Source organism: Mahella sp. (assembly GCF_020054945.1).
Classification (GTDB): domain Bacteria; phylum Bacillota; class Clostridia; order Mahellales; family Mahellaceae; genus Mahella.
Genome location: NZ_JAIHAU010000062.1, coordinates 1 through 11660 on the forward strand (window position 1 = coordinate 1; position 11660 = coordinate 11660).

Below are 11660 nucleotides of genomic sequence, written 5' to 3' on the forward strand. Positions count from 1 at the left end.
GTAATAAAGACATAATGAGATAAAAATCAAATTTTATTGGACGGCAAGGCTAATGTACTGTTTGATTTTGAGCGAAAATAGGTACAGCGCAAATAGCTCTATAAGTTTTGCCCTTGACAGAGCGATGATAATGATGGGAATGATAATAAGTTGAATTATTATGCCCGGAATTGCATTCAAGAAAGCGCCCGCTATAAAAAGCTCCCATGTAAATGCGGTCCCGCTCAACCCATACAGGAATAAGCTGACAATTCCCCAGATAATTCTCCCGCAAATCATAGAAATAATCAATGATACAAATATGTAAGCATTCTTTTGCGGTAGTAATTTATACAGAAGACCTGACATGCAACCATATGTAGCCAGTTCGAATGCCATGGCGACAGCAGTGGGAAACATCGGCGGCATACCAAACAGCATGCTCCTAAATACGGGTACGATGAAGCCAACGATCAAGCCATATGGCCATCCGCAAACAAAGCCACAAAGGAAAACCGGAATGTGCATTGGCAACAGTCTATTCCCTATACTTGGGATTTGTGCTGTTAAAAATGGTAGTATAAGTCCAAGAGCAAGAAAAAATCCGGATAGCACTAAATTTTTTGTTGACAGTTTTTTCATATTCTTCCCTCCAAATTAAAAATACCAGCAAACATCGCTCGTATAGTTTTTGACGTCTGCTCATAATTATGGTAACTCTATTATGGGCATATAGTCATTGGCTATAAGTATATAACTTTGTTTCCGTGTACCCTTCTTTATCAGCTTTTTTTATTATACTTAAAAACATAATCATTTAAGCTGACGTTAAGCTTTTGGGATATTATAGGGCACTTTGCTTTAAGCAGGAAAAATTCCTCTTGCCTATAATCTGAAAGGGCTTCAAAGTTTCCTTGCCCTTTGCTGATCACGATATCCGCGCTATTAAATATGTCTAAAAATTCCTTATTGCATTCTTCAGGAATGGCTCCCGGAGCACTACAACCTGTAGAAATAATTTTTGTATAATCGCCCAGCCCTGAATCATAGGCATCCTTAATAGTAGCATCGTTAATAATCGGCTCACTTCTGACTGCATATATGATTTCAAGTTGTGATAGGTGCTCGGCCAGCACCTTATCAAACACGGTTTCGCCCGCATTGTCACCAATAATCAAAAGTCTTTTGGCTGTTTTCAGTTTATTTTCGAAGACATCGATATCACAGATTGAGAACTCTTTTTCTAGTTCTTTCTCAATAGAGTCTTCAATATTTACGTTATTATTGATTGCGGAATCAATAATATTGCCTACAGCCGCTATTTTTAAAGCCCAATAAAGATTATTTTGCTTTTTTTGCAAAAAACGCATGAGTAGAGGATATACTTTTTTCGCTGCTTTTATATCTCTATCTTTAATCATTGCATAAGGGTCGGAAACACCGGTATATTTCTTTACGGTTTGATGCATTGCCCTGCCTATATCCGGCGAACATCTATATCTTTTATAATCTGAAAGGATTCTTATTGATTCCTCCATGATTTTTTCCTGTAATTCAGGCTTGTCGGTTGCCATCCGGGATGCTTCGAGAACCTGTCTCAGCATACATGGCAGACAATCAAGAAATATTTCCATATAACAACCTCCACAATTTCAAATATCATTTATGTTTCTTCTGTAAAACTTTTTCCCTTCATGTAAATATTCAATGATTATATCCTGTTTTATTAAATTGTCTATTACTGTATTATCCAAATTTCTTTTTTTGAGCATTTCGTTAACAATTTCTTCTCTGATAGGATGCACAGATGTAATGCTTAAAATATCATTGACTATATCCTCGCTAAAGAAAAACCCTTCCTCTTTTTCGTCGCCGGTTATGCATTCAACATCCACTCCGGATATGCTGTGAACCATTTCAGCGGCATTGATAAGGCTGTCTTTTGAAGGCCTTTTTACGTTATTTTCTGCTGGTGGCCGAGTAGGAACTAATAAATAAGCCTTTTTTGGGAGTATCACAGCCAATTGTTCCGCTATCCCTTTTATGCATGCCTCATGATCATTTATACCGTCTACAAGCATTGTTTCAGTGACCAATGTGCCTTTATATACTTTTGAAAATTCAACAATACCATTCAGAATATCCTGGTGTTTCAATGATCTGTGCGGCCGGTCTATTTTTCGCCAGGTATCTTCATCTACAGCATCTATGCTGACGGATATCCAATCCGCTTTCATTAAATCCTCCTTTACATCATCCATCCATATGAGTGACGCATTGGTTATGACTGCTATTTTTATATCAAAACATTTTAGCATATCAATTTCTGTTCCCAGATTTATATCAAGAGTCGGTTCCCCGTCAGGAACAAATGAAAAATAATCGGCATATTCATTTTTATTATTAAGCTGTTTAATTTTTAATTTAGCTTCATGAAAAATTTCCTCCGGCTTATAGAATTCATGTCTATTTACCTGCATCCTGTTGGTTCTGCCTAGTTGACAATAGATGCAGGAGTATGAACATGACTTTGGCGGAATATTATTTATTCCAATGCTTTGGCCTAGACGTCTGGATGGCACCGGCCCGTATACGATCATTTATTTTTACCTCCGATATTAAAGTATTTTGATTAATCATAGATTCCGGTATAACCTTGTCAATAAACAAAACACCGTCAAGATGGTCAATTTCATGGCAAAGAGCACGTGCCAACAGCCCTGTGCCTGTCAAATCAAAAAGCTGCCCATTTTCGTCAAGAGCTTTTACAATTACTTTTTCTGGGCGTATCACCCTGCCATAAATACCCGGAATGCTCAGGCAACCTTCCATCTCTCGCTGTTCTCCGGCAGTTTCTATTATAATAGGATTAATAAGTTTAATAAGCCCTGTTCCATCGTCAATGACAATAAGCCGTCGCAATATACCCACCTGTGGGGCTGCCAACCCGACTCCGTCTGAATTATACATGGTTTCAGCCATATCTTTAAGCAATGTCAGTATCTTATTGTCGATTTTCTCTACTGTTCTTGCTTTTTTTCGCAATATATCATCGGTCTGATAGTTCATAATGTTTCGCAGCGCCATATATATCTTCCTTTACATGTATGAATAATTTTATAAGAAAGAGGCAAGTTTCTTCCGCGATGCACGCAACACGCTCGATGCACTCGTTGCTCGCAATTGCTTTGCCGCCTTCAAACTTAATAGCTCCAATATTTTTCTTTGCTTACATTAGCAGCTATAGGCTCATCCCCATTGATAAACGCTGTTGTAGCACAAAGTATAGTTATTGGCCTATGTCTATAACTATATTAACTCTATTATGAACATATGTCAATAACTATAAGCAAAATTTAGACGATAATAAAAAGGGAGCCCTACGGCTCCCAATACTAAATACTTCAATACTGTAAAATGTAGCTATTCTGCTATTTAGCGCAATATGTGAATATACGGTACATCATTCCATATGGCAAGCACCTATGTACATGCTGCAGATTTTAAATGTTTTTCAATGTTTTTGCAACGGCTTCGGCTGCCTTAATCAATGGAAATGCAGCAGGAGAGGCTGTTAACAATGGTTGCGTGCCAATCTGCGTCATCAAAAGATCATGAACGGTCATATGATTTTGAATAGCTATACCCATTGCGTTTGTCAATTCACCTGCACATTTTCCGCCCATTACTTCGCCACCTAGAATTACACCTGATTGCTTTGATACAATCAATTTTACTGTTTCTTTATGCGCATCCGAAATTTTAGCAGGATGACGGTTTACTCCTGTAAATATACCTGTTAACACTTTAAATCCTTCATTTATCGCCTGTTTTTCAATCAAACCGGCTACACCAAAGGCTGTTTCTCCAATGCATGTCGCATAGATCCCTACAGTGCCCTTGAAAGTGCTAAAAGTATTAAGCTCATAAAGATTTAAACCTGCTGTTCTTGCTTCCGTACAAGCTGTTGACGCCAGCATGATCTTGCTCAACTTGCCGGTTGCAAAATCAACTTTTTCCGCACAATCTCCGGCTGCAAATACATCCGGAATGCTGGTGCGGCGGTATTGATCCGCTTTTATAAATCCAAATGCATTCAATTCCAATCCCATATTTTTTGCCAGTTCTGTGTTCGGAAGATAACCCAAAGACAGGATAACTGCGTCAGCATCCATTACTTCACCATTTTTCAGACGCACTTGACTGACTTTACCATCACCTATAATTTCATCTATACCGCAGTTGGTTTTGATTTTTACTCCGCGTTGGGTCAAGATTGTTTCAGCTTCGCGAGCAAATTCATCATCAAACGTTGCCCCTAATATATTTGGAAGTATTTCAACCAGAGTCACATCTTTTCCGATTTTATTTAACTCATCTGAAACTTCAACCCCGATAAAACCAGCTCCAATGACAACAATCTTATGCAGTTCTTGTAGTTTTTGCTGAATTTGATCCAGATAGTCCTTGTTTTTGGGAATAGTAAAAACGTTCTTTAAATCTGTTCCTTTTAGCCAACTTGGAACAGCCGGTAAAGAACCCGTACCTATGATTAACTTATCGTATACGAGTTCTTCACCGCTTTTTAACTTACATGTCTTTGTTTTTGCATCTACTTCCAATACTTCATTGACTATAATGTCGACTCCAAGCTTGATCAAGCCGTCATCGGGCAAAATATTGTTGTCACTGCTCCCAACAGTTCCAAAAATGTATGGAATTCCGCATGGAATCATCACTTTTTCTTCTTTGCGGATAACCGTTACATTTTTATCCGGATAGTTGGATTTTGCAGTCATTGCCGCTACCAGACCGGTTGCACTTCCGCCGATTACCAGTACATCAGTTTTTTCCATTTTGACACCTCAATAATTTATTTAAAAACAGCTCTTAGTAGAGTGTTCCCTTTACCCAATCTTACTAATTATAATAATAGTCGAATTATGGGCATATGTCAATACTGGATCATTCATTCCAACGCGGTGCCGCAGTTGTAATCTTCGGCAGCTTGGCAGAATGCCTCTATGTTCTCCAGCGGCGTGGCCGGTGGCAGATCGCAGCCGCTACTCAATATGAAGTTTGGCACGCTTTCCATGGCATTAAGCAGCTCTATGGCGCACTGGTATATCTCCGGTGGCGTAAGATTCAACATGACCCGCACTGGATCAAGGTTGCCTATGAGCACCACATTCTCCGGTACCGCCTTTGCCAATGAGGGAAAATTCACCGCAGCAATTTTTTATGAGCCGTTTTGTCTTTATACCTTTCAGCAAAAGAGCTATGTCCGCAGTCAGGGTTCGGCCAGAACACCTTTCGCTTATTGATAAAAAGGCTTGCCTTTCAACTAATTATGGAAGGAAAAACAGCTTGACAAGATTTTTATTTCTGATATACTAAAATAAACTAAATGATAATGTTTATCATTTGCGAATTTAATTAAATACTGATGTAATAAACTTACAATACAAACGAAAAAGAAGGTGGGTAAGATGAAGACGGTTCATACCAAGAAACTTAGCGAATTACCGAAGGGTGCCAGAGGAAGAGTAATTCGTATTGATGCTAAGGGAAATTCTCGCAGACGCATGCTTGAAATGGGCCTTGTACCCAACACGGAAGTTAGTGTTGAAGGTATGGCACCTATGGGAGATCCAATTGAGGTTAGTATAAAAGGGTATCGACTGAGCTTGCGCAAGGAAGAAGCAGCACAAGTAGTAGTGGAGGTGCCCGAAATTGAAAGATAATATTATGCCTCTTGGATTAGTACCCGCTGGCAAAAAAGTTATTGTCGAAGATCTGATGGGAGGCCATACCTTCCGTCGCAAAATTAATGAAATTGGAATTACTCATGGGAAAATAATAAAGGTTATAAAAAATGACTCAGAAGGCGCTATGATTATTGCTCTGGGAGAAGGAAGAATAGCCCTTGGCAGGGGAATGTCCCATAAGATTTTGGTTAAAGAAGTTAGTTAAAAAGAACCTTTTAGAAACTTAAATAGTAGGCAAAATTAGCTAATTAGGAGGGACGAAATGGTAACAGCAGAAGAAAAAGAGGCGGCGAAAATGATAATAGCTCTGGCTGGCAATCCAAATTCAGGTAAAACAACGCTGTTTAACAGTTTAACAGGATCCCGCCAGCACGTTGGTAACTGGCCGGGGGTTACAGTAGAAAAAAAGGAAGGGCAGATGATTTATCAAGGTGAAACCCTAAAAATTATAGACCTTCCGGGAACCTACAGCTTAGGGGCATACTCCGAAGACGAACTGGTTGCAAGGAATTTTCTACTTGAAGAAAAACCAGATGTAGTGATAGATGTGGTGGATGCAACCAATCTGGAACGTAATCTTTACCTTACGGTACAACTTTTAGAAATGGGAGCAAACGTAGTAATAGCCCTTAACATGATAGATGAAGCTGAAGGGAAAAAGATAAAAATTGATATAGAAAAACTATCTAATATACTGGGTATACCTGTTATACCGACAATAGCTACCCGCAACAAAGGAATAGACGAACTGATTGAGAAAGCAGTTAAAACAGGTAACTCAAAACAGAAAAATCAATTTAAGATAGATTATGGCGAAGATATGGAAGAACAGCTACAAAAACTTATAAAACTCATTGCCGAAATACCAGAATTAGAAAAATATCCTCAAAGATGGCTAGCACTTGCTTTGATGGAAGGAGACGAAAGAGTAGAAGAAATATTGCCTAAAGGGGTTAAAACAGAAAAACTTCTTACCCAAAGAAACGAAAGCGTAAAGCAACTCGAAAACAAAATAGGAGAAGACGCCGAAACCATAATTATTGAGCGGCGCTATGGATTTGCAGGCGGGATCGCTAAAGAAACAGTAACCAGGAGACACGACGTAGAAGACAGACTATCAATGTCAGACAAAATAGACAATATAGTAACAAACCGTTATTTAGGGATACCTATTTTTTTAATAGTGATGTGGGCAGTATTTCAATTTACATTTACCATTGGCGATCCATTAATAGGATATATAGAACTATTTTTTGAATGGTTGGGGGCATTGATGGGAGAGGTCATTACTAATGAAACGCTTAACTCCCTTATTGTAGACGGTATTATCGGCGGATTAGGATCAGTAATAGTATTTATACCACCGATATTTCTCCTGTTTTTTGCTATATCGCTTTTAGAAGACAGCGGCTACATGGCCAGAGCAGCCTATATAATGGACAGATTTATGCATACCCTGGGTCTGCATGGCAAATCATTTATACCGATGTTAATAGGTTTTGGCTGTAACGTGCCCGCAATCATGGCAACAAGGACATTAGACAACAAAAAAGATAGGCTTATTACTATTCTGATTAACCCTTTAATGTCCTGTTCAGCCCGCTTACCGGTATATGTACTTTTTGCCGGAGCACTTTTTGGAGCAAACCAGGGGCTGGTTATCTTTTCTTTATACCTTTTAGGTATAGTGCTTGCCATAGTAATGGGAGTAATATTTAAGAAAACGCTATTCAAAGGAGAAACATCCTACCTTATCATGGAACTGCCTCCCTACAGGATGCCGACCGTAAAGAGTACGTTGATTCACATGTGGGAGAGAGGAAGCTCGTTTGTCAAAAAAGCAGGGACAATAATCTTTGCTGCCGTTATACTGATTTGGGTACTGGCAAACCTGCCCGTGGGAGTAGAATATGCTAGCGAAGAAAGCTTGATAGGTAAACTTGGAAACCTGATAGCCCCTATATTTGCACCGGCTGGGTTTGGCAATTGGCAGGCAGCATCTGCTCTTGTTTTCGGATTGTTGGCAAAGGAAGTAATAGTAGGCACACTGGCGGTAGTCTACGGAGCAGGAGAAGCAGAGCTAGGTAGTATAATAAGCAGTTACTGGACACCTCTTTCAGCCTATGCCTTTATGGTTATGACGTTGATCTATGTGCCTTGCGTAGCAACTATAGGGGCTATTAAGAGAGAAACAAATTCGTGGGGTTGGACTGGTTTTGCTGTTGGCTATACTCTAGTATTAGGCTGGGTTATGGCGGTTTTGGTGTTCCAGGTCGGAAGTTTGTTGGGGCTTGGATAGAAACAAAGATTTAAGCAGGGTATGCGAAAGCCATTTGGCATGCCTCCGGTCTGTTATAACAGACCGGAGGACAAGAGCGAGCACAAAACATCATACATTGGCTCCCCACGGCAAAATTGGTATTGACTAATGCCGGCATCTTTGCTATACTGATAAAGCAGTAGACAATTGGGAATGCGGTGGAGAGATGTCCGAGTGGTTTATGGAGCTGGTCTTGAAAACCAGTGATACCGAAAGGTACCGGGGGTTCGAATCCCTCTCTCTCCGCCATATCGAATCGTGGAGAAGTACCCAAGTTTGGTCGAAGGGGCGCCCCTGCTAAGGGCGTAGGTCGGGAAACTGGCGCGAGGGTTCGAATCCCTCCTTCTCCGCCAAGCATGAAAGCGACAGCGGTTACATATAAGTGCGGAAAAACAGTCGTGAAGCGATCAAAATTGTTATAATCCAAAAATATCCTGTAATAATCCCTTCCATATCGATGCATAATACATTTTGGTAACACACCGATTATATAATCGAAAAGGAGGTTATAAATATGCCTAATTTAACATCTAAAGAGCTGATGCAGTTGGAGGATCAATTAAACGGGGAGGCGCTGCTGGTGACCAAGTTTAAAAATTATGTCAACCAATGTACCGATCCGGAATTAAAGTCAGTGCTTCAACAGATAGCGCAGAAACATCAAAACCATTATGCTACTTTAATGAGACACTTGCAATAAAGGAGGAATGCGACAATGCCACAGAATCAGATGGGTTTCGACGATAGGATTATAGCCGACGATTGTTTGACATCTCAGAAAACCGCCACGAGCAATTACAATATTGCTTGTACCGAAGCGGCTTCTGAGGATTTACGCGATGATTTGAGAAATATACTCAACGACGAATTGCAAAATCAAGCCATGATATGGAATGTGATGAACCGCAAGGGTTGGTATCCGGTAAAACAGGCCAATCAGCAGGATATATCCGCTGCTCAGCAAAAATTCCGCAATATGCAAAGCCAAATACAGCAATAAGAATAATAGGGTAGGGTATATGCTTAACCGACATATGCCCTACCTTTTATAATTAGCTGTAATCGATGTTGCAATATAATAATATTATAAAAAGAGGATTGATATTATGGCATACATAATTATTTGCGTCTCCCAACGCTTATTTACCTGTTATCATAGTTCACAGTCCCCACTTCTGCTTCCCTTTATGACGGTACTGTGCTGTAGACCTTTACTTTTTCAAAAAGCGTTCTTCCTGAAAAATTTTTCGGTTTTTTTGAGAAGGCTTTCTATATCATCTTCCGTATGGGCGTCACTAATAAAGCCGACTTCAAACTGCGAAGGCGCCAGATAGATACCCTGTCGCAGCATATAGTTAAAATAGGTGGCGTAGACATTGACATTGCATGAGTGGGTGTCATCATAGCTTTCAACACGGCTATTGGTAAAGAACATACAAAACAGGGAGCCGATGTGATTGACCGTAGCGGGTACATCATATTTCTGAATTTGCTTTGTAAGTTCATCCGCGAGCGTTTGCGTTAGGGCACTTATCCGGCTGTAAATTTCCGGGTGTTTTTTCAGAATGAGCAATTGCGTGATGCCGGCGGCGGTTGCCAGCGGATTCCCACTCAGGGTGCCCGCCTGATAAATATTGCCGCAGGGTGCGACCATCGACATGATATCCCTGCGCCCGCCGAAGGCGCCCACAGGCAACCCACCGCCGATGATCTTCCCGAAGGTGGTAAGATCGGGTTGGATGCCGAACAGTTCCTGCGCACCGCCTGTGCCTAGCCGAAAACCGGTGATAACTTCATCCGCAATCAGCAGGGTACCGTTTTCTGTGCAGAACCGTCTAAGCTGCTGCAGAAAACCCTCTTTGGGCAGGACAAGTCCCATGTTGCCAGGGACGAGCTCAGTGATGACAGCGGCAATTTGAGAGGGATTGTATTCAAACAACCGAGCCACGCTGTCGATATCATTGAACTGTGCGACCAGCGTATCGTTGGCGGTTGCTTCTGGTATGCCAGCGCTGCTCGAAAGTGAACCGGTCATCAGTCCAGAGCCGGCCTTGACAAGCATGGAATCGCTATGACCATGATAGCAACCTTCAAACTTGATAATCTTCGGCCTGCCAGTGAAGCCTCTGGCCAGACGCACAGCGCTCATAACAGCTTCTGTACCGGAGTTGACTAGCCGCACCATCTCCACGGAAGGGACCATTTCTTTGATCAGCTCGGCCATTTCCACTTCAGCTCGCGTCGCGGCGCCAAAGCTCAATCCGTTTCGCGCCGCTTTGCAGACCGCCTCCAGCACCTCCTTCCGAGCATGTCCGAGGATCAGAGGGCCCCAGGAGCCTACGAAGTCGATATATTCCCGGCCGTCTTCATCGATAATACGGGCACCATCTGCCTTCGAGATGAACCGCGGCACGCCGCCCACCGCCTGATAGGCTCGGACGGGGCTGTTGACACCGCCGGGAATGACTTTTTTTGCCCGCTTGAATAGTTCTTCCGATTTTCCCATTATCCAATCCTCCCCTCGTCGATCCACTCGGCGAGCTGCGGAGCATAGTAGGTAATTAGAATGTCGGCGCTCGCGCGGAATACCCCCACCGCCGATTCGCATACGACTCCCGCTTCATCGATGAGGCCCGCGCGCGCGGCCGCTTTGATCATAGCATATTCTCCGCTGACGCTGTACGCGGCGAGAGGGAGCGGAAACGCCGCGCGAATTTTGCTGATGATGTCTAGATAAGAAAGGGCAGGCTTGACCATCAGGATGTCCGCGCCTTCCTCCACGTCGAGCGTGGCCTCTTTGATGGCCTCGCGGCTGTTGTGATAATCCATCTGGTAGCCTTTCCGGTCACCGAAGCCGGGTGCAGAACCCGCTGCATCGCGAAACGGCCCATAGAAGGAAGATGCATATTTAACCGAATATGCCATGATGGCACGTTCGGTAAAGCCGTTTGCGTCCAGTGCCTGGCGGATTGCCCTGACCCGTCCGTCCATCATGTCGGAGGGAGCGACGATATCCGCGCCCGCGTAGGCATGGGAGAGCGCCGTTTTGGCAAGCAGTTCGAGCGTCTTGTCGTTATCCACTGTTTGTCCATTTAGGACCCCACAGTGTCCGTGACTGGTATATTCGCAAAGGCAGACGTCGGTTACGACTTTGAGCTGCGGATACTCTTTTTTAAGCACCCGGACAGCCTGTTGGACGACGCCGTTGCCGTCCCATGCACTGCTGCCTACTTCATCCTTCTCTTTCGGCAGTCCAAATAGCAGTATGCTCCCGATGCCAGCCTTTATGATCGGCTCGACTAGACGGGGAAGCTGGTCGGGGCTGCATCGTTTCTGTCCTTCCAGCGACGGAATATCCTCGATTAGATTACTGCCCTCCTTCACAAAAAGGGGATAGATTAGCGCTTTTTTTGAGATGCGCGTTTCGCGCACAAGGTTCCTTATTCCGGCATCGGTACGGAGCCTGCGCGGCCGTTTTGTCAGTTCCATGATTTCCTCCTATCTCAATATTTTAATTATATTTCGCCCTCATCCTCAGAATTTCTTCAGATTTCTCCGTTTTTCATCGATTCTGAAAGTGAGAGTGTTTGCCC

12 protein-coding genes, 2 tRNA genes and 1 pseudogene are annotated in these 11660 nt (G+C 42.6%); 7 read left to right on the forward strand and 8 right to left on the reverse strand.

Features of this window, described 5'->3' with window-relative positions; genetic code table 11:
- Nucleotides 1–33: 33 nt before the first annotated feature.
- The 6 genes and pseudogenes from JG770_RS09955 to JG770_RS09980 all read right to left on the reverse strand — a co-directional run bounded on the left by JG770_RS09955 (nucleotide 34) and on the right by JG770_RS09980 (nucleotide 5191).
- Nucleotides 34–621 carry an ECF transporter S component gene (locus JG770_RS09955; RefSeq protein WP_291958477.1) on the reverse strand — a complete coding sequence of 196 codons (588 nt, stop codon included), beginning with the start codon at nucleotides 619–621 and terminating at the stop codon, nucleotides 34–36.
- A gap of 140 nt (nucleotides 622–761) precedes the next feature.
- Nucleotides 762–1613: an ARMT1-like domain-containing protein gene (locus JG770_RS09960; RefSeq protein WP_291958479.1), complete on the reverse strand. Its 852-nt coding sequence runs from the start codon at nucleotides 1611–1613 to the stop codon at nucleotides 762–764.
- Between the two features lie 18 nt (nucleotides 1614–1631).
- Nucleotides 1632–2561, reverse strand: a complete 930-nt coding sequence (locus tag JG770_RS09965; protein WP_291958482.1) for a radical SAM protein — start codon at nucleotides 2559–2561, stop codon at nucleotides 1632–1634.
- 61 nt (nucleotides 2562–2622) lie between these two features.
- Nucleotides 2623–3066 (reverse strand): annotated as a pseudogene (gene def, locus JG770_RS09970) (peptide deformylase); the annotation flags it as partial.
- A 416-nt stretch (nucleotides 3067–3482) separates the two neighbouring features.
- Nucleotides 3483–4835 carry an FAD-dependent oxidoreductase gene (locus JG770_RS09975; RefSeq protein ID WP_291958484.1) on the reverse strand — a complete coding sequence of 451 codons (1353 nt, stop codon included), beginning with the start codon at nucleotides 4833–4835 and terminating at the stop codon, nucleotides 3483–3485.
- A 113-nt stretch (nucleotides 4836–4948) separates the two neighbouring features.
- Complete coding sequence (locus tag JG770_RS09980; RefSeq protein ID WP_291958486.1) at nucleotides 4949–5191, reverse strand: uroporphyrinogen decarboxylase family protein; 243 nt, start codon at nucleotides 5189–5191, stop codon at nucleotides 4949–4951.
- Nucleotides 5192–5468: 277 nt separating this feature from the next.
- Here JG770_RS09980 and JG770_RS09985 point away from each other — a divergent pair, with 277 nt between their 5' ends.
- The 7 genes from JG770_RS09985 to JG770_RS10015 all read left to right on the forward strand — a co-directional run bounded on the left by JG770_RS09985 (nucleotide 5469) and on the right by JG770_RS10015 (nucleotide 9067).
- Complete coding sequence (locus JG770_RS09985; RefSeq protein WP_291958488.1) at nucleotides 5469–5723, forward strand: FeoA family protein; 255 nt, start codon at nucleotides 5469–5471, stop codon at nucleotides 5721–5723.
- Nucleotides 5713–5952: a ferrous iron transport protein A gene (locus JG770_RS09990; RefSeq protein ID WP_291958490.1), complete on the forward strand. Its 240-nt coding sequence runs from the start codon at nucleotides 5713–5715 to the stop codon at nucleotides 5950–5952. Before JG770_RS09985 ends, JG770_RS09990 begins: the two co-directional genes overlap by 11 nt.
- A gap of 57 nt (nucleotides 5953–6009) precedes the next feature.
- Complete coding sequence (gene feoB / locus JG770_RS09995) at nucleotides 6010–8046, forward strand: ferrous iron transport protein B (RefSeq protein WP_291958492.1); 2037 nt, start codon at nucleotides 6010–6012, stop codon at nucleotides 8044–8046.
- Between the two features lie 181 nt (nucleotides 8047–8227).
- A tRNA-Ser gene (locus tag JG770_RS10000) sits at nucleotides 8228–8316 on the forward strand.
- A gap of 11 nt (nucleotides 8317–8327) precedes the next feature.
- Nucleotides 8328–8420, forward strand: a tRNA-Ser gene (locus JG770_RS10005).
- Between the two features lie 161 nt (nucleotides 8421–8581).
- Nucleotides 8582–8767, forward strand: a complete 186-nt coding sequence (locus tag JG770_RS10010; RefSeq protein ID WP_291958494.1) for a spore coat protein — start codon at nucleotides 8582–8584, stop codon at nucleotides 8765–8767.
- 15 nt (nucleotides 8768–8782) lie between these two features.
- The gene (locus JG770_RS10015; protein ID WP_291958497.1) at nucleotides 8783–9067 is read left to right on the forward strand and encodes a spore coat protein; all 285 of its coding nucleotides are present in this window, start codon (nucleotides 8783–8785) and stop codon (nucleotides 9065–9067) included.
- A gap of 219 nt (nucleotides 9068–9286) precedes the next feature.
- Here JG770_RS10015 and hemL read toward each other — a convergent pair whose 3' ends face one another.
- Together hemL and hemB are read right to left on the reverse strand one after the other, a co-directional pair.
- The gene (gene hemL, locus JG770_RS10020; RefSeq protein WP_291958500.1) at nucleotides 9287–10573 is read right to left on the reverse strand and encodes a glutamate-1-semialdehyde 2,1-aminomutase; all 1287 of its coding nucleotides are present in this window, start codon (nucleotides 10571–10573) and stop codon (nucleotides 9287–9289) included.
- Nucleotides 10573–11556 (reverse strand): porphobilinogen synthase, encoded by a 984-nt coding sequence (gene hemB, locus JG770_RS10025; protein WP_291958503.1) that lies wholly within the window; start codon nucleotides 11554–11556, stop codon nucleotides 10573–10575. The genes hemL and hemB overlap by 1 nt, the downstream gene beginning before the upstream one ends.
- Nucleotides 11557–11660: the final 104 nt, after the last annotated feature.